This is a genomic window from uncultured Sphingomonas sp. (assembly GCF_964021865.1).
In the GTDB taxonomy this organism is placed as follows: domain Bacteria; phylum Pseudomonadota; class Alphaproteobacteria; order Sphingomonadales; family Sphingomonadaceae; genus Sphingomonas.
In genome coordinates this window covers 28,407-48,235 of sequence record NZ_CAXIAM010000023.1, presented here as the reverse complement: position 1 = coordinate 48,235, position 19,829 = coordinate 28,407, and the positions used below count along the sequence as shown (strand labels likewise).

Sequence of the window (19,829 nt, the reverse complement as noted above, 5' to 3'; positions counted from 1 at the left end):
CCGATGCGCTCGGGCTCCAGCAGGACATGCTCAAGCGCCCGGTCAACGTCGGCTTCTCGGGCGGCGAGAAGAAGCGCAACGAGATGGTGCAGATGGGGATCATCGACCCCGCCTTCGCGATCCTCGACGAAACCGACTCCGGCCTCGATATCGACGCGCTGCGCATCGTCGGCGACGGCATCAATCGCATCATGCGCAAGCCCGACAAGGCCGTGCTGCTCATCACCCATTACCAGCGCCTGCTCGATTACGTGCAGCCCGATCGCGTCCACGTCCTCGCCGACGGCCGCATCACCCGCTCGGGCGGCCCGGAACTGGCGCACGAACTCGAGCGGCAGGGCTATGCCGAGGTGGCGGCGTGATGGTCACGCGAGGCCATGAAGCCGCTAAGGGGAAGTGTGCACGCGGAGGCGCGGAGGCGCGGAACTGTAGCGCTTCGCCGCGCCAGCGGCACTCCCTCTCCTCGACCGCGATGATGCGGGCGCGCTGCCGCGCGCGCTTCGCCTCCGCGTCTCCGCGCCTCCGCGTGAACCCCCTTTTTGGCATCTTCACCGCGTCGCACGACACCCAAGGCTCTCTCGCATGACCCTCGACCTTCCCTCCAACCGCGAGGAAGCGTGGCGCTGGGCGGATCTCGGCGGGATCGCCGCCGCCGCCGCGCTGGCCCCGATCGCGCGCCCCGACGCGCAATTCCTCGACCTGCCCGGCGCGAAACTGCTGTTCGTCGACGGCGTCCTCGATGACGCCGCCAGCGACCTCCACCGTGTCCGCGTCGGCGACTTGACCCCCGGCGCGCACGCGCTCGGCAAGCGCGCCACGCGCGGCTGGTCGCTCCACCTCGACGAACAGGCGGTCGCGCACCCGGTACAGGTCGTCCATGTCGCGACTGGCGGCGACAACCACGTTGCGGCCGAGATCGTCCTCGACGCCGACACCTCGGCGCAGGTCGTCGAGACGTTCGTCGGCGCAGGCTGGTCGAACCGCAACACCCGCATCCGCCTCGGCAAGGCCGCGCGGCTGATGCGCGCTGTCCGCATGACGCAGGCCGCGGGCTTCGTCTCGATCCGCGACGAGGCCGAACTGGGCGAGGGCGCCAGCCTGATCGGCACGATGCTCGCCGCGGGCGATCAGGGCGTGCGCATCGACGCGGCGATCACGCTGGGCGGCGAGGGCGGCTATGCCGAATATGGCGGCGCATTGCTCACCCGCGACCGTCTGAAGCAGGAATGCGCGGTGCGTGTCCGCCACGCGCAACCGAACGGCCAGTCGCATCAATTGTGGCGCGCGGTCGCTGCCGACCAGTCGCAGGCGAGCCTCGCCGCCGCGGTCGAGGTCGCGCGGCACGCGCAGAAGACCGACGGCGAACAGTCGCTGCGCGGGTTGCTCCTGCACCGCACCGCGACCGTCAACCTCAAGCCCGAGCTGGAGATCTTTGCCGACGACGTGAAGTGCGCGCACGGTGCGACGGTCGGCGAACTCGACGCGCGCGCACTGTTCTACATGGAAAGCCGCGGCATCCCGGCGGCACGCGCCAAGGCGCTGCTGACGCGCGCCTTCGTCGCCGACGCGCTCGACCGGATCGGCGACGAGACCGTCCGCGACGCCTTCGCCGCCGATGCCGATGCCTGGCTGGAGAGCGCGCTGTGATACCCCGCCGGCGTCTCAACATTCGCAACATACGGGCGCGGTCATGAGCGTGACCCTCACCGATCGCCCGCTCGACGTGGTCGCGGATTTTCCCGCAATTCCGCAAGGTTGGGCGTATCTCGACACCGCCGCCACCGCGCAGAAGCCGCAGCCCGTGATCGACGCGATCACGCGCGGCTACGACACCACCTACGCCACCGTCCACCGCGGCGTCTATCAACGCTCGGCGGACATGACGCTGGCCTATGAGGCCGCCCGCGCCAACATCGCGAACCTTGTCGGAGCCCCTGCGAACGAGATCGTCTTCGTGCGCGGCGCGACCGAGGCGATCAACCTGGTCGCGCACTCTTGGGCGGCGCAGACCCTCAAGGCGGGCGACCGCATCCTGCTGTCGATGCTCGAGCATCACAGCAACATCGTGCCGTGGCAGATGGTCGCCGAGCGCGTCGGCGCCGCGATCGACGTGATTCCGCTCACCGCCGATCACCGCATCGACCTCGATGCGATGGCGGTGATGATCCGCCCCGAGCACAAGCTCGTCGCGCTGGCGCATGTCTCGAACGTGCTCGGCTCGATCCTCGACGTGGCGAAGGCGAGCGAAATCGCGCATTCGGTCGGCGCGAAGATCCTGATCGACGGCTGTCAGGCGGTGCCGCGCGTCGCGGTCGACGTCGCTGCGCTCGGCTGCGATTTCTACGTCTTTTCCGGGCACAAGCTCTACGGCCCGACCGGGATCGGCGTGCTGTGGGCGCGTGCCGAACTGCTCGACGCGATGCCGCCCTATCAGGGCGGCGGGTCGATGATCGACCGCGTCTCGTTCGAGCGCACCACCTACGCCCCCGCGCCGACCCGCTTCGAGGCGGGGACGCCGCATATCGTCGGCGCGCTCGGCCTGTCGGCTGCGGTCGATTACGTCCGCGCGATCGGGCTCGACCGGATCCACGCACACGAAACCGCTTTGGTGCGCGAGGCGCGTGCCGCGCTGTCGCACATCAATTCGATCCGCGTGCTCGGGCCGGACGACAGCGCCGGGATCGTCTCCTTCGTCATGGAGGGGGTGCATCCGCACGACATCGGCACCATCTTGGACGAAAGCCGGGTCGCGATCCGCGCCGGGCATCATTGTGCCCAGCCGTTGATGGCGGCGCTGGGCGTCGAGGCGACCGCGCGCGCCAGCTTCGCGGTCTATAACGGCCCCGATGACGTGGCGGCGCTGGCGGCCGGGATCGAGCGAGTGAAGAGGATTTTCGGATGAGCGACTCGGTGCGGAGCGAAACGGTTGAAGCGGTCGACAAACCGCCGCGCGCGCAGGTCTCCGATGCGGTCGATACGGGCGGCGCGGAGCGGCAGCGCGACTATCTGTCGGGCTTCCTCGCGCAAAAACCGACCGGCGAGGCCGCGCACGAACCCGGCGGCGCGCTTTACGAGGCGGTGATCGACGCGCTCAAGGACATTTTCGATCCCGAAATCCCGGTCAATATCTATGACCTGGGGCTGATCTACGGCGTCGATGTCACCGAGGACGGCCATGCCGCGGTGACGATGACGCTGACGACGCCGCATTGCCCGGTCGCCGAGTCGATGCCCGGTGAGGTCGAGATGCGCGTCGCGGCGGTGCCGGGCATCGCCTTTGCCGACGTCAACCTCGTCTGGGATCCGCCGTGGGACCCGCAAAAGATGTCCGACGACGCGCGGCTCGAACTGGGAATGCTGTGATGGCCACCACGCTCCGCGCCCGCCCCGCGCCACTGCTCCTTACGCCGACCGCGGAGGCGCGCATCGCCGATCTGATGGCGAAGGCGCCTGCCGAGGCGATCGGGGTCAAGCTGTCGACCCCGCGCCGCGGCTGTTCGGGGCTCGCCTATTCGGTCGACTACGTCACCCAGGCCACGCCGATGGACGAGCGGATCGAGACGCCCGGCGGCACCTTGTTCGTCGACGGCGGGTCGATCCTGTATCTGATCGGCTCGACGATGAACTGGGTCGAGGACGATTTCACCGCCGGCTTCGTGTTCGACAACCCCAATGCCAAGGGTGCGTGCGGCTGCGGCGAGAGCTTTACGGTCTGACCCTCCGTCGTTCCCGCGCAGGCGGGATGACGGGGGCGGACTAACCCAAAACAGTCGCTCCGCTGGGAGCCTACGCCGTTGCGCGGCGTTCGCCCCCGTAATGAACATCGACCTGTCCTCGACCGACCTCTGGCGATCCTTCCGGCGTGACTGGTGGGGGCAGATGAAGGCTGCCTACACCGCGTCGAACGACGACAATCTCGGGCTGATCGCGGCCGGCGCGGCCTTCTACATCATTTCCTCGATCGCGCCGATCCTGGCGGTGACGGTCTTCACGTACGGCCTGTTCGCCGATCCGGCGACGGTCCAGCAGGACATACGCGAGCTGTTCGTCGCGCTGCCCGGCGATGTCGCGACGCTGATCGGCGAACAGCTCGATATCGTCACCTCGGGATCGCAGGGGCGCAAGGGACTGGGCCTGATCGTCGCGTTGCTGATCGCGCTCTATGGCGGCAGCAAGGCAGCGACTGCGATGATGACCGCGCTCAACGTCGCCTATGAGGTGAAGGACAAACGCAACTTCATCGTCTGGACGCTGACCTCGTTCGCGATCGTGCTCGGCGGGATCGTGCTGATCTTCCTCGGCATCGCCGCCAGCGCCGTCGTGGCGTTCGTCGGCACGCTGATCCCGTGGTTCCCCGGCATCGTCCTGGCGCTGATCCGCATCGCGACCTATGCGCTGCTCGCGACGATCGTCATCACCGGTGCGTCGCTGCTCTTCCGCTTCGGCCCCTACCGCCACGGCGCGCGGCTGCGCTGGGCGACGCCGGGGACGGTGACCGCGACGCTCGTCTGGCTGCTCGCGACGACCGGCTTCAGCCTCTACGTCGCCAATTTCGGCAATTACGGCGCGACCTACGGCTCGCTGGGCGCGATCATCGTCGCGCTGACGTGGCTGTGGCTCAGCGTCTATGCCTTCCTGCTCGGCGCCGCGCTCGACGTGCAGGCGTATCGCGGGCGCTCCGCGGAAAGCGTTGCTGCGACACCGGCGACCGCCTAGGCATTGCACGTACGAACAAGGGGGTGGGCGTGATCGAGACCGAAACCGTGCAGCAGCGGGGTCCGCTGGCGCTCAACATCCTCGACACGCTGGTGCATCGCATCGGCAAGGACGAGCAGGCCGCGCGTCCGCACGACTGGCTCGCCGCGACGATCCTCACCATCCGCAACGAGATCATCGAGCGGTGGATGGTCTCCACCAAGGCCGCCCATGCCGCTGGCGCGAAGCGCGTCTATTACCTCAGCCTCGAATTCCTGATCGGCCGCTTGCTGCGCGACACGCTCGCCAATCTGTCCGCACGCGACGAGGTGGCGGGCGCGCTGCGTGAACTCGGCGTCGACCTCGCCGCGCTGGAGGAGATCGAGCCCGATGCCGCGCTCGGCAACGGCGGGCTCGGGCGGCTGGCGGCCTGCTTCATGGAAAGCCTCGCGACGCTCGACCTGCCCGCCTACGGCTATGGCATCCGCTACGTGAACGGCATGTTCCGCCAGCGGATCGACGACGGCTGGCAGGTCGAGCTGCCCGAGACGTGGCTGCAATACGGCAACCCATGGGAATTCCGCCGCCGCGAGAGCGCCTATGTCATCGGCTTCGGCGGCGAGGTGCACGGCGACGAAAGCGGTGCGGTGACATGGAAGCCGGGCGAGATCGTCGAGGCGATGGCGGTCGACACGCCCGTCGTCGGCTGGCGCGGGAAGCGCGTCAACACGCTGCGGCTGTGGACCGCGCGCAGCCTCGACCCCTTCAAGCTGGAGGCGTTCAACCGCGGCGATTTCGCCGGCGCGATGGCCGACCAGCTCCGTGCCGAGAGCCTCGTGCGCGTCCTTTATCCGAACGATTCGACCGCGGCCGGGCAGGAATTGCGGCTGCGGCAGGAATATTTCTTCTCCTCGGCGTCGATCCAGGACATCGTCCGCCGCCACGTCCAGTATTTCGGCGATATCCGCACGCTGCCGACGCGCGCCGCGATCCAGCTCAACGACACGCATCCCGCGGTGTCGGTCGCCGAGCTGATGCGGCTGCTGCTCGACGAGCACGGCCTGTCGTTCGACGAGGCGTGGGAGATCACGCAGGCGACGTTCGGCTATACCAACCACACGCTGCTGCCCGAGGCGCTGGAGAGCTGGCCGCTGCCGCTGTTCGAGCGGTTGCTGCCGCGGCACATGCAATTGGTCTATGCGATCAACGCCAAGCTGCTGCGTGCCGCGCGGAAGGCGGAGGGGATGGACGACCGTGCGATCGCCGCGATCAGCCTGATCGACGAGGGTGGCGAGCGGCGCGTGCGGATGGCCAATCTCGCCTTCGCCGGTTCGCACAGCGTCAACGGCGTCGCCGCGCTGCATACGGGCCTGATGAAGACGACGGTCTTCGCCGACCTGCACCACCTGTATCCGGAGCGGATCAACAACAAGACCAACGGCATCACCCCGCGCCGCTGGTTGCAGGAATGCAATCCGGGGCTGACCGCGCTGATCCGCGAGGCGATCGGCGACGCGTTCATGGACGATGCGCAGCGGCTGACCGCGCTCGCACCGTTCGCCGAGGATGCGTCGTTCCGCGAACGCTTCGCGGCGGTGAAGCGCGCGAATAAGGCTTCGCTGTCGGATTATCTGCGCACCGAGATGGGCGTGCGGCTCGATCCGTCGGCGATCTTCGACGTGCAGATCAAGCGCATCCACGAATACAAGCGCCAGCTGCTCAACATCATCGAGACGGTCGCGCTCTACGACCAGATCCGCAGCCACCCGGAGCGCGACTGGACGCCGCGCGTCAAGCTGTTCGCGGGCAAGGCGGCGTCGAGCTATCACCAGGCCAAGCTCATCATCAAGCTGGCCGGCGACGTCGCGCGCCGCGTCAATGCCGATCCGTCGATCGGCGGGCTGCTCAAGGTCGCGTTCGTCCCCAATTACAACGTCAGCCTCGCCGAGCGGATGGTGCCGGCCGCCGACCTGTCCGAACAGATTTCGACTGCCGGCATGGAGGCATCGGGCACCGGCAACATGAAGTTCGCGCTCAACGGCGCGCTGACGATCGGCACGCTCGACGGCGCGAACGTCGAGATCCGCGACCAGGTCGGCGCGGAGAATATCTTGATCTTCGGCCTGACCGCCGACGAGGTCGCGGCCAAGCGCGCCGGGGGCTACAACCCGCGGGAGGTGATCGAAAATTCGGCCGAACTCGCGCAGGCGGTGAACGCGATCGCGTCCGGTGTGTTTTCACCGGATGACCACGACCGTTATCGCGATCTCATGAACGGCCTGTACGACCATGACTGGTTCATGGTGGCGGCCGATTTCGACGCCTATGCCGCCGCGCAGCGCGAGGTGGATGCGCGCTGGGCGAATCGTGACGGGTGGAGCCGCAGCGCGATCCGCAACGTCGCGAACATGGGCTGGTTCTCCTCGGATCGAACGATCGGCGAATATGCACACGAGATCTGGGGCGTGAAGTGAAGCCGCCCGCCGCCGCGATCGACGCGCTGCTGGACGGCACCAACGAGGATCCCTTCGCGCTGCTCGGCCCGCACCGTGGGCCCCAGGGTACGTTCGCGCGGGTGTGGATACCGGGGGCCGACGCTGCGGTCGCGCGCACGTTGGCGGGCGAGGTGCTCGGCACGCTGGAGCGCGTCGACGATCGCGGTCTGTTCGAAGGGCTTATCGACGGCGATCCGCAGCCGTTGCGCTATGTCGCGCAGGGCGGGGGCGCGGAATGGTGGGTGACCGACCCGTACAGCTTCGGTCCGGTGCTCGGCCCCACCGACGATTTCCTGATGAATGAGGGCACGCATTTTCGCCTCCATGACAAGATGGGGGCGCATCTGATCGCGCATGAGGGCGCGGAGGGCGTGCATTTCGCGGTCTGGGCGCCGAATGCGCGGCGCGTGGCGGTCGTCGGTGACTTCAACGATTGGGATCTACGCCGCCACGGGATGCGCCGGCGCGGCGATACCGGCGTCTGGGAACTGTTCCTGCCCGATATCGGCGCCGGCCGTGCCTATAAATACGCGATCACCGGCCCGGACGGCACGCTCCAGCCGCTCAAGGCCGATCCCTACGCCTTCGCCGCCGAACTGCGCCCGAAGACCGCTTCGCTCACCACCGCGCCGATGCACCATGAATGGGGCGACGCCGCGCATCGCGAGGCATGGGCGTCCGTCGATCCGCGCCGCGCGCCGATCAGCATCTACGAGGTGCACGCCGGCAGCTGGCAGCGTGACGAGAACGGCTGGTTCCTGACCTGGGACCAGCTTGCCGAGCGGCTGATCCCCTATGCGGTATCGATGGGCTTCACGCACATCGAGTTCATGCCGATCTCGGAGCACCCGTACGATCCCAGCTGGGGCTATCAGACGACCGGCCTCTACGCCCCCAGCGCACGCTTCGGCGATCATGAGGGCTTCGCGCGCTTCGTCGACGGCGCGCACCGCGCCGGGCTCGGCGTGCTGCTCGACTGGGTCCCCGCGCATTTCCCGACCGACGCGCATGGCCTGTCGCGCTTCGACGGCACCGCGCTGTACGAACATGAGGACCCGCGGCTCGGCTATCACCCCGACTGGAACACCGCGATCTACAATTTCGGGCGGCGCGAGGTATCGGCGTTCCTCGTCAACAACGCGCTGTTCTGGGCCGAGCGCTATCACGTCGACGGGCTGCGCGTCGATGCGGTCGCCTCGATGCTGTACCGCGACTATTCGCGCAAGGACGGCGAGTGGATCGCCAACCGCGAGGGCGGGCGCGAGAATTGGGAGGCGGTCGACTTCATGCGCGCCGCCAATCGCGCGCTCTATGCGCGCGAGCCCGGGGTGTTCACCGTCGCCGAGGAATCGACCAGCTGGCCGGGCGTGTCCGCTCCCGCCTATGACGAGGCCCCACGCACTGCGCTCGGCTTCGGGTTCAAGTGGAACATGGGCTGGATGCACGACACGCTGAAGTACATGGCGCGGGAGCCGGTCCACCGGAAGCATCACCACGACGCGATCACCTTCGGCCTGGTCTACGCCTTCGACGAGAATTTCGTGCTGCCGATCAGCCATGACGAGGTCGTGCACGGCAAGGGCTCGATGCTGACCAAGATGCCTGGCGACGATTGGCAGAAGTTCGCCAATCTCCGCACCTATTATGCGATGATGTGGGGCTATCCCGGCAAGAAGCTGCTGTTCATGGGGCAGGAATTCGCGCAGCGCGCCGAATGGAGCGAGGAGCGCTCGCTCGACTGGGACCTGCTTCACTCGCACGCGCACGACGGGGTCCGCAAACTGGTCCGCGACCTCAACCGGCTCTATCGCGAGAAGCGCGCGCTCCATGCCCGCGATTGCGAGCGCGACGGTTTCCGCTGGCTGGTGCAGGACGATGCCGCCAATTCGGTGTTCGTCTGGCTACGCAGTGCGCCGGGCGCCGCGCCGATCGCAGTGATCGTCAACATGACCCCGGTGGCGCGGATGCCGTATCGCGTGCCGCTGCCGCATGACGGTCGCTGGCGCGAGGTGCTCAATTCCGACGCGCACGATTATTGGGGATCGGGGCTGGGCAATCTGGGTGGCGTGGTCGCGAGCGGCGGTCACGCGGAAGTGACGCTGCCGCCGCTGGCGACGGTGATGCTCGAATGGGAACCGACGGCGTGACCGCGGTTCAGACGATCCGGCCGACGATCGCGAAGATCGCGCCCCAGGCGAGCAGCGACGGGACGAGTGCGCAGGCGACGCCGCGGATCAAACCGTCGGCGGAACGGGGTTGGCAGGCGGGGTGCATCGGCGATCCTCTCGATAGTCGTCTTGTTCTGACTACGCACACACTCACGTTACCCGCGCCTTTTGGCGTCAAGACCGTGACAACATGGTTAATGCCTGATGAACGACAAGTAAAGATGCTGGGAAGGAGAGCCTGACGTGGACGAACGCAAAGGTCAGCCGCTGGCGCGCGACGCCATGGCCTATGTTCTCGCCGGGGGCAGGGGAAGTCGGCTCAAGGAGCTGACCGATACGCGCGCGAAACCAGCGGTCTACTTCGGTGGTAAGAGCCGCATCATCGACTTCGCCTTGTCGAACGCGATCAACTCCGGCATTCGCCGGATCGGTGTTGCGACCCAATATAAGGCGCATTCGCTGATCCGCCATCTCCAGCGCGGCTGGAACTTCTTGCGGCCGGAGCGCAATGAGAGCTTCGACATCCTGCCGGCATCGCAACGAATCAGTGAATTTCAATGGTATGAAGGCACCGCCGACGCGGTCTACCAGAATATCGACATCATCGCGGAGAGCGCGCCGGAATATATGGTCATCCTCGCCGGCGATCATATCTACAAGATGGATTACGAGATCATGCTGCGGCAGCACTGCGACAGCGGTGCCGACGTTACCGTCGCGTGCATGGAAGTCCCGCGGATGGAGGCGGTGGCGTTCGGCGTCATGCACGTCGATGAAAACGACCGGATCGTCGACTTTGTCGAAAAGCCCGCCGATCCGCCGTCGATCCCCGGCCAGCCCGATGTCGCGCTCGCCAGCCTCGGCATCTATGTCTTCAACACCAGGCTGTTGATCGAGGAGTTGCGCCGTGACGCCGCGACCGAAGGGTCGTCGCGCGACTTCGGCAAGGACATCATCCCCTATCTGGTCAAGCACGGCCATGCGCACGCGCACCGCTTTTCGGCGAGCTGCGTCCGCTCGCCCGAGGAGCCCGCGGCTTACTGGCGCGATGTCGGGACAGTCGACGCCTATTGGGAGGCGAACATCGACCTGACCGATGTCGTCCCGCAACTCGACCTCTACGATCGCGAGTGGCCGCTGTGGACCTATTCGGAGCTGACCCCGCCGGCCAAGTTCGTCCATGATATCGAGGGGCGACGCGGGCAGGCGGTGTCGAGCCTGGTGGCCGGCGACACGATCATTTCCGGGTCGAACGTGCACCGCAGCCTGATCTCGACCGGCGTGCGCACGCACAGTTACTCGTCGCTCGATGAAGCGGTGGTGCTGCCTTATTGCAAGATCGGCCGCCATGCGCGGCTCAAGAAGGTGGTGCTCGATCGCGGTGTCGTCATCCCCGACGGGCTGGTCGTCGGCGAGGACCCGGCGCTCGACGGGCATCGCTTCCGCCGCACCGACAAGGGCGTATGCCTTATCACCCAGCCGATGATCGACCGGCTGGAGCTGTGACGGCATGACGATCTCGGTCCTGTCGGTCGCCTCCGAAGCCTATCCGCTCGTCAAGACCGGCGGGCTCGGCGATGTCGTCGGCGCGCTGCCGGCGGCGCTGATGCCGCACGACGTCAACGTCGTCACGCTGGTCCCCGGTTATCCGCGCGTGATGGCGGCGGTCCAGGGATCGGCGGCGCTCCACGACTGGCCGGACCTGATCGGCGCACCGGCACGGCTGCTGTCGGGCACGCTCGGCGGCCACAAATTGCTGGTCCTCGACGCGCCTGGCTATTTCGCGCGCGAGGGCGGGCCGTATGGCGATCCGTCCGGGCGCGACTGGGACGACAATTGGCGGCGCTTCGCCGCTTTCGGGCGCGCGGCTGCCGATCTCGCCTCGGGCGCGGTCAAGGGCTTCCGCTTCGACGTCCTCCACGCGCACGATTGGCAGTCGGGGCTCGCGCCGGCGTATCTCCGTTTTGCGCCCGCGCGCGCCCGGGCTGCGAAATCGGTGATGACGATCCACAATATTGCGTTCCAGGGGCGGTATGACGCCGGTATTTTCGGGTCACTTGCGCTCCCGGACCGTGCTTTCGCGGTCGATGGCGTCGAATATTATGGCGGGGTCGGCTATCTGAAGGCCGGGCTGGAGGCCGCCGACGCGATCACCACCGTCAGCCCCACTTACGCCGCCGAGATCCTGCGCCCAGAATTCGGCATGGGACTCGAAGGACTTATCCGCGCACGCCGCGAGCGCGTGTTGGGGATCGTCAACGGCATCGACCCGGCGGTATGGAACCCGGCGACGGACGCCGCGCTGCCCCAGCGCTATGACGCCGGCGACCTGGCCCCGCGCGCGATCAACAAACACGCGCTAGAACAGGCATTTGCGCTCGAACCGGGCGACGGTCCATTGTTCTGCGTCGTCTCGCGGCTGACGTGGCAAAAGGGGATGGACGTGCTCGCCGACACGCTCGACGCGCTGGTCGCGGGCGGCGGACGGCTGGCGTTGCTCGGCTCGGGCGACGCGTGGCTCGAACATGCCTTCCAGGAGGCGGCGGCGCGGCATCCCGGCCGGATCGGGGTGCGGATCGGTTACGACGAGGCGCTGTCGCATCTGCTGCAGGGCGGGGCGGACGCGATCCTGATCCCGTCGCGGTTCGAGCCGTGCGGGCTGACCCAGCTTTATGGCCTGGCCTATGGCTGCGTGCCGGTCGTCGCGCGCACCGGCGGGCTGGCCGATACGGTGATCCACGCCAATGATGCGGCGCTCGACGCCGGCGTGGCGACCGGCATCCAGTTCGATGCCGTCACGCACGAGTCACTGGCGCAGGCCATTGCGCTTGCGATACGGCTATTTGCCACGCCCGATCGCTGGACCTCGCTCCAGCGCGCGGGCATGGCCGCGGACTTCTCCTGGGCGACCAGCGGACGCCGCTATGCCGATCTCTACCGGGAGCTGCTGTCCGCATGATCCGTACCGTCTCGACCTCGCCCTTCACCGATCAGAAGCCCGGCACCTCCGGGCTGCGCAAGAAGGTGAAGGTCTTTCAGCAGCCGAACTATGCCGAGAATTTCATCCAATCGGTGTTCGACGTCGTGGAGGGCAAGGCGGGCGCGACGCTGGTGATCGGCGGCGACGGACGCTACCTCAACCGCGACGTGATCCAGACCGCGATCCGCATGGCCGCGGCGGCGGGTTTCGCGCGGGTCGTCGTCGGCCAGGGCGGCATTCTGTCGACCCCCGCCGCGTCGAACGTCATCCGCAAGCGTGGTGCGATCGGCGGGCTGGTGCTGTCGGCGAGCCACAATCCAGGCGGGCCGGACGAGGATTTCGGGATCAAGTACAATGTCTCGAACGGCGGCCCCGCGCCTGAGAAGGTGACCGAGGCGATCCACGCGCGCACTTTGTCGATCGCCGAATGGCACGCTGCCGAAACAGCGGATATCGATCTCGATACGCTCGGCGAGACGCAGGTCGAGGCGCTGACAGTCGAGGTGATCGACCCGGTCGCCGACTATGCTGAGCTGATGGAGACGCTGTTCAATTTCGACGCGATCCGCGCCGCGAAACTGACGATGGCGTTCGACGCGATGAGCGCGGTGACCGGGCCGTATGCGACCGAGATCCTCGAGCGGCGGCTCGGCTTCGCGCCAGGGACAGTGCGCCACGGCACCCCGCTGGAGGATTTCGGCGGGCACCACCCGGACCCCAACCTCGTCCACGCGCACGAACTCTACGAAACGATGATGGCGGACGACGCGCCGGATTTCGGCGCCGCGTCGGACGGTGATGGCGACCGTAACCTCATCATCGGGCGCAGCCGCTTCGTGACGCCGTCGGACAGCCTCGCGATGCTCGCCGCCAATGCGCATCTCGCGCCTGGCTATGCCGGCGGACTAAAGGGGATCGCGCGCTCGATGCCGACCAGCGCCGCGGCGGACCGGGTTGCCGAGAAACTCGGCATCCCGTCTTTCGAGACGCCGACCGGCTGGAAATTCTTCGGCAACCTGCTCGATGCGGGGATGGCGACGATCTGCGGCGAGGAAAGCGCCGGGACCGGCAGCGACCATGTCCGCGAGAAGGACGGGCTGTGGGCGGTGCTGCTCTGGCTCAATATCCTCGCCGCGACCGGCAAGAGCGTCGACCGGATCGCGCGCGATCATTGGGCGGAATATGGCCGCAATTATTACGCGCGCCACGATTACGAGGGCGTCGACAGCGCCGCTGCCGACACGTTGATGGCGGAACTGCGCGGCAAGCTCGACACGCTGCCGGGGACGTCGTTCGGCCCGCTCGCCGTCGTGGCGGCGGACGACTTCGCCTATGAGGACCCGACCGACGCTTCGGTCAGCCGCAACCAGGGCGTTCGCGTGCTGTTCGAGGGCGGCAGCCGCGTCGTGTTTCGGCTGTCGGGCACCGGGACGAGCGGGGCGACGTTGCGCGTCTATCTCGAACGCTACGAGCCGGTCGGCGGCAACATGGATGCCGAAACCGGGGCGATGCTGGCGGACATTGTCGCCGCAGCCGACGCGATTGCCGGCATCCGCGCGCATACCGGACGCGAGCAGCCCGACGTCGTGACGTGACCGCGACGCTGGTCGCGGGCGGCGTCGACTTCACGGTTCGCGCGCCGCGCGCGGTGGCGGTATGGCTGTGCCTGTTCGACGGCGACGCCGAGCGCCGCGTCGCGATGGTGCGCAGCGGCGACGTCTGGCACGCGCACGCCGCGGGGGCGGGCGAGGGAACGCGCTACGGCTTTCGCACCGATGCCGATTCCGCCAAGCTGCTGGTCGATCCGCACGCGGTGACGCTCGACCGTCGCTTCGGCTATGACCCGCATCTGCGCGAGCCGCGGATCGACACCGCGGCGCTGGTGCCCAAGGCGATCGTCACCGCGCCGCTCGCGCCACTCGATCTGCCGCCGATGTTCCGCCCCGGCGGGCTGATCTACGAGGTCAACGTCCGCGCTTTGACGATGCGCCACCCCGACGTACCCGCAACGCAGCGCGGGACGATCGCCGCGGTCGCACATCCCGCAGTGATCGCGCATTTCCGGCGGATCGGCGTCGCGGCGGTCGAGCTAATGCCGGTCGTCGCATGGATCGACGAACGCCATCTGCCGCCGCTCGGGCTCGCCAATGGCTGGGGGTATAATCCGGTCGTGCCGATGGCGCTCGACCCCCGGCTCGCCCCCGGCGGGATCGCCGAACTGCGCGCCACCGTCGCGGCGCTGCGGGCGGCCGGGATCGGTACGATCCTCGATCTCGTCTTCAATCATACCGGCGAGAGCGACCTGCTCGGCCCGACGCTGTCGCTGCGCGGGCTGGATGACTCGGCTTATGCGCGCGCGCCCGATGGCGCGCTCATCAACGATGCGGGTACCGGCAACACGCTCGACTTCGCGAAGCCGGCAGTGCGTGCGCTGACGCTCGACACGTTGCGGCATTTCGTCACGCAGGCGGGGGTCGACGGCTTCCGCTTCGATCTCGCCACGGTGATGGCGCGTGGTCCCGGCTTCGATCCCGCCGCACCGATCTTCGCCGAGATCGCCGCCGACCCCGTGCTGCGCGACCGGGTGTTGATCGCCGAGCCGTGGGATGTCGGCCCCGGTGGCTATCAATTGGGAAATTTTCCCGGCGACTGGCTCGAATGGAATGACCGCTTTCGCGATGATGTCCGCCGTTTCTGGCGTGGCGACGGGAGTCCCGGCGTGCTCGCGACGCGGCTGATGGGCTCCAGCGAGCTCTTCGGCGACCGCACGCGCGGTGTCAACTTCGTCGCGGCGCACGACGGCTTCACGATCGCCGACACCGTCGCCTTCGCCACCCGCCACAATCACGCCAATGGCGAGGACAATCGCGACGGCCACGCCGGCGAGATCGCGTGGAATAATGGCGTCGAGGGCGAAAGCGACGACGCCGCCGTCCGCGCCGCGCGCGAGGCCGACAAGCGCGCGCTGCTCGCGACACTCTTCGCGACGTGTGGCACAATCATGCTGACCGCCGGTGACGAGTTCGGGCGCACGCAGGCCGGCAACAACAACAGCTATGCGCAGGACGAATTGCTGTGGCTCGACTGGGAGGGCCGTGATCTGGCGCTCGAATCGTTCGTCGCCGATCTGGCGCAGCGTCGCGCGGCCTGCCCGTCGCTCGCCGACCCGGCGATCGCGCATGATGCGACCTGGCACCGCCTCGACGGTCAGCCGATGCGCGACATCGACTGGGACGGTGCGTCCGGCTTCGTCCTGCGGCTACGCGATGCGACGATCACCGTTGACTGCACCGCGCGCGTGGTGATGCTGAGTCCTCGGCCTCAGGCGCAGATCGCATAGGGCGCCGCGTTGGCGGTCGCGTCGACCAACTCGCGCAGCTCCTTTGCGGTCAACGGCTTCATGAACTCGCAGCCAAAGACGTGATCGTCGACCCAGGCGATCCGCGCATGACGCTCGGCCCCGCCGGGCAGCGTCAGCTTCAGCAGCGTGCCCGCCGCCAGCGGCAGCGTGGTACGCGCGCGCAGTCCCGCCGCCGAGGCGTCGAGGATTTCGATCGAGACGGCGAGCCGCGCGAGCCCGCGGCACTCCGCCGGAATGCGTGGTTCGCGACGGTTGTCGATAACCGGTTTGGATGCCATTGCCCCTTCTCACTTCTTATGTCCTGCGCCTGTCCTACGGGGCAGGAGTAAAGAAGCGGTAACCACCTATGTTATGATCCGCCGGCATCGCGGCGGCATCAATCGATTGATGGAGCGTTGCATGACGATCGGCGGATCCAGCGCGGCGGCGGAACTCGCGGCCATTACCCCTTGGGCGGAGAAGGCCGCGCCGATTGACGTGGCCGAGCGGAATGCCCGGCTGGAGCGCGCCCGCGCGCTGACGGCGGCGCTGGGTGCGGATGCGCTGCTGGTGCAGGCCGGCCCGTCACTCCATTACTTCACCGGCGTGCCGTGGAACCCAACCGAACGGCTGGTCGCGCTGTTGCTACCCGTCATCGGCACGCCACGGCTGATCTGCCCGGCGTTCGAACGCGGTTCGCTGGAAGCCGAACTCGCGATCGCCGCCGATCTGGCGCTGTGGGAAGAGGATGAGGACCCGGTCGCGCTGATCGCAGACGTGCTGCCCGCCGGCGCGACGCTCGCATTCGATCCGATGCTGTTCTACAGCTGGGTTCGACGACTGACGGGCGCGGGGCTGACCACCGTCGACGGCGCGCCCGCGATCGACGGCGGCCGGATGATCAAGTCGCCCGCCGAGATCGCGCTGATGAGTCAGGCGATGCGGATGACGCTGGCGGTCCACGCCGCTGCTGCGCGCATCCTGCAACCCGGCATCCGCGAGAGCGAGGTGGTGCGCTTCATCGACGACGCGCATCGCGCGATTGGCGGCGGCCCGTCGTATTTCTGCGCGGTGCAGTTCGGGCGGGCGACCGCCTATCCGCACGGCCTGCCCGGCGACCGCGTGCTGGCGGAGGGCGATCTGGTGCTGGTCGACACCGGTTGCCGTGTCCACGGCTACCATTCCGATATCACCCGCACCTATGCCTTCGGCCCGGTCGCCGACGAGGTGCGCGCGATCTGGGACATCGAACATGCCGCGCAGGCCGCCGCTTTCGCGGCGGTCGCGCCGGACGTGCCGTGCGAGAATATCGACGCTGCGGCGCGCGCCGTGCTGGTGCGCGAGGGGCTGGGGCCCGACTATCGCCTGCCCGGCCTGCCGCATCGCACCGGACACGGCATCGGGCTGTCGATCCACGAGCCCGCCTATCTGGTGCGTGGCGACAAGACCCCGCTCGCACCCGGCATGTGCTTCTCGAACGAGCCGATGATCGTCGTGCCGGAGCGGTTCGGCATCCGTCTGGAGGATCATTTCTACGTCACGGACGCTGGAGCGGCGTGGTTTACCGAGCCACAACCGAGTATCGACCGCCCATTCGATTGAAAAACGGACTGAATCTATGAAGCCCCACGCCGCGCCTCCGGGTATGCACGCGACCGAGTTCGTCATTTTCGTCGCAGCGGTGATGGCGGTGAACGCGCTGGGGGTCGACCTGATGCTTCCCGCGCTTGCCGATATCGGGCGTGATCTGGCGATTGATCAGGCCAATCACCGGCAATGGGTGGTGACCGCCTATGTGCTGGGATTTGGCGTCGGGCAGTTGCTCTACGGCCCGCTCGCCGATCGCTACGGCCGCAAGCCAGTGCTGGTCGCGACGTTGATCGGGTTCGTCGGGGCGAGCGTCTTTGCCGCGGCGTCGGTGACGTTCGCGGCGCTGCTCGGCGCACGGGTGTTGCAGGGGCTGATGTCCGCTTCGACGCGCGTGATCGCGGTGGCGGTGGTGCGCGACAACGCCTCGGGTCGCGCGATGGCGCGCACCATGTCGGTGGCGCAGATGATCTTCTTCCTCGTCCCGATCCTCGCGCCGACGATCGGGCAGGGATTGCTGGTGATCGGGCCGTGGCGGTTCGTCTTCTACGCGCTCGGCGGCTTTGCGGGGTTGGTGCTGGTCTGGACGCTGACGCGGCTGCCCGAGACGCTGCCGGTCGAGCGCCGCACCGACATTTCGCTCGCCAATCTTTCCAGCAGCTACCGGCTGACGCTCACCAATCGCTATTCGCTCGGTTATGCGCTCGCCGCGTCGCTGACCTTCGGCGGGATCATCGCGTTCGTCTCTTCGGCGCAACAGGTGTTCGTCGACGAATTTGGCGCGGGCGACCGCTTCACGCTCCTGTTCGCGATCTGCGCGGGGGCGATGGGGGTGGCGTCGTTCATGAACAGCCGGCTGGTCGAGCGGCTCGGCACCCGGCTGATCTCGCAGACCGCGGTGATCGCGTTGGTCGTGCTGTCGGTGCTGCACCTGTCGGTGGTATGGATGGGCTGGGAGACGCTCGCCAGCTACATGGTTTTCCAGTCGCTGAGCATGACGTGCATCGGCCTGTGCGGGTCGAACTTCGGCGCGATGGCGATGGAGCCGGTCGGGCGAATCGCGGGCACCGCCTCCTCGGTGCAGGGCTTCATCACCAGCGTCGGCGCGGTGCTGGTCGGATCGGCGATCGGCCAATCCTATGCCGGCACCACGCTGCCGCTGACGCTGGGCTATCTCGCGATCGGCGTTGCGGCGTTTGTGATCGTCTATATCGTGGAGGAGGGCCAGCTCTTCCGCGCGCGGCTCGCCTGAGCCGCACCGACGACGGCCTTGATCCGCCCATAGCCGAGCGCGATGAGCATCGTCAGACCGGTCAGCGGGAACAGCAATCCCGCCACCCCCATGATCGCGAGCAAGCCGGTGCCGGTCCGCGCATCGGGCAGCGTGCTCCGCCCGCGCGGGCCGCGCTTCCACCACATCACCGGCGCGGTAATCGTCAGCAGCGCGAGCGCGACGCAGGCGAACAGCATGATCAGCCGGTTCGCCTCGCCATATTCCTTGCCCTGATGAACTGCGGCGCTCCATTCGATCACCTGACCGGGGCGGCCGAAATCCTTGAACCCGGCGTCCTGCAACACCTGCCCGGTGCCGGCATCGACATAGACAACATGCGCTGCCCCCGAAGGCCCGAGCGTCGCGCTGATTAGATAGGGCGCGCCCGGTCCCTCCGGCCACGTCAGCGTCCAGTCGGGCGCCATGCCGCGCGCCCGCGCCGCCGCCAGCGGGCGGTCGGCGGAGATGCGCGGGCCGTCATGCCCCATCGGCATCGTTTGTTGCTGGAGTGACCACGGCAGGTCGTGCCCGGCATGACCCGCGCCGCCCGGTGCGTCGGGGCGACCCCAGCCCGCGCCCGCGACCCCCGCCTGCACTTCATGCCCCCAGACCGCGCTCCACGGCATCCCGCTGAGCGCGAGAAACAGGATCAGCCCCCCCGCGAACAGCCCGGTCACCGCATGGAGGTCGCGCCAGAACAGCCGCCCGCTTGCCCGCCCACGCACCGCCACGGTCCGGCCGCGTCCCCACCACAGATACAGCCCGCTGACGACCAGGATGATCGACCAGCCGGCGGCGATCTCGATCAGCCAGTTGCCGACCCAGCCGGTGATCGCCAGGCTGTGGAGATGCTTGACGGTCTGCATGATCCCGCCGGGGTTGGTGGTGCCGAAGACATGCGCGTCATGCGGATCGACGAACGCCATTCGCAGGTCGCCGTCGGCGCGCCGCACTGTCACGCGCCAGCTTTCGTCGAGGCGGGCGGGCCTCTGAACCTGCGTCACCGTACCACCGACCGACGCTCCGACCCGCGCGGCCAGCGTGTCGAGCGGGAGCGTCGCGCGCGCCGGCGTGACGTGGATCCAGTCGGCATAGACCTGCCGCTCGATCTCGGGCTTGTAGAGGTATAGTGCGCCGGTCACCGCCAGCCACAGCAGGAACGGCAGCACCAGCAGGCCGGCGAAAAAGTGCCAGCGCCACACCGCGCGCTGGAGTTCGGCCGCGATCGCGGCCGGACGGGAAGGGGTCATGACGAATCCTCGGGTTCGGCGCGTCTGGCGCGCCGCGACAG

The 19,829-nt window shown here is 67.8% G+C and carries 15 protein-coding genes and 1 pseudogene; 14 read left to right on the top strand and 2 right to left on the bottom strand.

Going from position 1 to position 19,829, the window contains the following annotated elements; all coding sequences use genetic code 11:
* The 12 genes and pseudogenes from sufC to AADI75_RS08335 all read left to right on the top strand — a co-directional run.
* Positions 1 to 362: pseudogene (gene sufC, locus AADI75_RS08390) on the top strand (Fe-S cluster assembly ATPase SufC); the annotation flags it as partial.
* A gap of 220 nt (positions 363 to 582) precedes the next feature.
* A complete protein-coding gene (locus AADI75_RS08385) occupies positions 583 to 1,647 on the top strand; it encodes a SufD family Fe-S cluster assembly protein (protein WP_341208582.1) in 1,065 nt (354 codons plus the stop codon).
* Positions 1,648 to 1,690: 43 nt separating this feature from the next.
* Positions 1,691 to 2,902, top strand: coding sequence for a cysteine desulfurase (locus AADI75_RS08380; protein ID WP_341208581.1), 1,212 nt, complete (start codon positions 1,691 to 1,693; stop codon positions 2,900 to 2,902).
* Positions 2,899 to 3,363, top strand: a complete 465-nt coding sequence (locus tag AADI75_RS08375) for an SUF system Fe-S cluster assembly protein (protein ID WP_335309451.1) — start codon at positions 2,899 to 2,901, stop codon at positions 3,361 to 3,363. The genes AADI75_RS08380 and AADI75_RS08375 overlap by 4 nt, the downstream gene beginning before the upstream one ends.
* Positions 3,363 to 3,716, top strand: coding sequence for an iron-sulfur cluster assembly accessory protein (locus AADI75_RS08370; protein ID WP_341208580.1), 354 nt, complete (start codon positions 3,363 to 3,365; stop codon positions 3,714 to 3,716). Before AADI75_RS08375 ends, AADI75_RS08370 begins: the two co-directional genes overlap by 1 nt.
* Positions 3,717 to 3,816: 100 nt before the next feature.
* A complete protein-coding gene (locus tag AADI75_RS08365; protein ID WP_341208579.1) occupies positions 3,817 to 4,716 on the top strand; it encodes a YihY/virulence factor BrkB family protein in 900 nt (299 codons plus the stop codon).
* A gap of 29 nt (positions 4,717 to 4,745) precedes the next feature.
* Entirely contained in the window at positions 4,746 to 7,169 is a 2,424-nt protein-coding gene (locus AADI75_RS08360) for a glycogen/starch/alpha-glucan phosphorylase (RefSeq protein ID WP_341208578.1), read from the top strand.
* A complete protein-coding gene (gene glgB / locus AADI75_RS08355) occupies positions 7,166 to 9,337 on the top strand; it encodes a 1,4-alpha-glucan branching protein GlgB (RefSeq protein WP_341208577.1) in 2,172 nt (723 codons plus the stop codon). The genes AADI75_RS08360 and glgB overlap by 4 nt, the downstream gene beginning before the upstream one ends.
* Before the next feature lie 264 nt (positions 9,338 to 9,601).
* Positions 9,602 to 10,864, top strand: coding sequence for a glucose-1-phosphate adenylyltransferase (gene glgC, locus AADI75_RS08350; protein WP_341208576.1), 1,263 nt, complete (start codon positions 9,602 to 9,604; stop codon positions 10,862 to 10,864).
* 4 nt (positions 10,865 to 10,868) lie between these two features.
* On the top strand, positions 10,869 to 12,317 hold the full coding sequence (gene glgA, locus AADI75_RS08345; protein WP_341208575.1) for a glycogen synthase GlgA: 1,449 nt from the start codon (positions 10,869 to 10,871) through the stop codon (positions 12,315 to 12,317).
* Complete coding sequence (locus AADI75_RS08340) at positions 12,314 to 13,933, top strand: alpha-D-glucose phosphate-specific phosphoglucomutase (RefSeq protein WP_341208574.1); 1,620 nt, start codon at positions 12,314 to 12,316, stop codon at positions 13,931 to 13,933. Before glgA ends, AADI75_RS08340 begins: the two co-directional genes overlap by 4 nt.
* Positions 13,930 to 15,678 (top strand): glycogen debranching enzyme, encoded by a 1,749-nt coding sequence (locus tag AADI75_RS08335; RefSeq protein WP_341208573.1) that lies wholly within the window; start codon positions 13,930 to 13,932, stop codon positions 15,676 to 15,678. The genes AADI75_RS08340 and AADI75_RS08335 overlap by 4 nt, the downstream gene beginning before the upstream one ends.
* On the opposite strand, the gene AADI75_RS08330 is transcribed toward AADI75_RS08335, so the two are convergent.
* Entirely contained in the window at positions 15,660 to 15,977 is a 318-nt protein-coding gene (locus AADI75_RS08330; protein WP_341208572.1) for a hypothetical protein, read from the bottom strand. The two genes, AADI75_RS08335 and AADI75_RS08330, sit on opposite strands and share 19 nt — an antisense overlap.
* 121 nt (positions 15,978 to 16,098) lie before the next feature.
* Between AADI75_RS08330 and AADI75_RS08325 the strand changes: the two genes are divergently transcribed.
* On the top strand, positions 16,099 to 17,280 hold the full coding sequence (locus AADI75_RS08325) for a Xaa-Pro peptidase family protein (RefSeq protein WP_341208571.1): 1,182 nt from the start codon (positions 16,099 to 16,101) through the stop codon (positions 17,278 to 17,280).
* Positions 17,281 to 17,323: 43 nt separating this feature from the next.
* Complete coding sequence (locus AADI75_RS08320; RefSeq protein WP_341208583.1) at positions 17,324 to 18,517, top strand: multidrug effflux MFS transporter; 1,194 nt, start codon at positions 17,324 to 17,326, stop codon at positions 18,515 to 18,517.
* Here the strand turns inward: AADI75_RS08320 and AADI75_RS08315 are convergent.
* Entirely contained in the window at positions 18,472 to 19,788 is a 1,317-nt protein-coding gene (locus AADI75_RS08315; RefSeq protein ID WP_341208570.1) for a PepSY domain-containing protein, read from the bottom strand. The genes AADI75_RS08320 and AADI75_RS08315 overlap by 46 nt on opposite strands.
* Positions 19,789 to 19,829 lie beyond the last annotated feature (41 nt).

Bases quoted from the DNA above. Each gene is read 5' to 3' on its own strand.
- AADI75_RS08385 (WP_341208582.1), top strand. From the start codon at position 583: ATGACCCTCGACCTTCCCTCCAACCGCGAGGAAGCGTGGCGCTGGGCG.
- AADI75_RS08380 (WP_341208581.1), top strand. From the start codon at position 1,691: ATGAGCGTGACCCTCACCGATCGCCCGCTCGACGTGGTCGCGGATTTT.
- AADI75_RS08375 (WP_335309451.1), top strand. From the start codon at position 2,899: ATGAGCGACTCGGTGCGGAGCGAAACGGTTGAAGCGGTCGACAAACCG.
- AADI75_RS08370 (WP_341208580.1), top strand. From the start codon at position 3,363: ATGGCCACCACGCTCCGCGCCCGCCCCGCGCCACTGCTCCTTACGCCG.
- AADI75_RS08365 (WP_341208579.1), top strand. From the start codon at position 3,817: ATGAACATCGACCTGTCCTCGACCGACCTCTGGCGATCCTTCCGGCGT.
- glgA (WP_341208575.1), top strand. From the start codon at position 10,869: ATGACGATCTCGGTCCTGTCGGTCGCCTCCGAAGCCTATCCGCTCGTC.
- AADI75_RS08340 (WP_341208574.1), top strand. From the start codon at position 12,314: ATGATCCGTACCGTCTCGACCTCGCCCTTCACCGATCAGAAGCCCGGC.
- AADI75_RS08330 (WP_341208572.1), bottom strand. From the start codon at position 15,977: ATGGCATCCAAACCGGTTATCGACAACCGTCGCGAACCACGCATTCCG.
- AADI75_RS08325 (WP_341208571.1), top strand. From the start codon at position 16,099: ATGACGATCGGCGGATCCAGCGCGGCGGCGGAACTCGCGGCCATTACC.
- AADI75_RS08320 (WP_341208583.1), top strand. From the start codon at position 17,324: ATGCACGCGACCGAGTTCGTCATTTTCGTCGCAGCGGTGATGGCGGTG.
- AADI75_RS08315 (WP_341208570.1), bottom strand. From the start codon at position 19,788: ATGACCCCTTCCCGTCCGGCCGCGATCGCGGCCGAACTCCAGCGCGCG.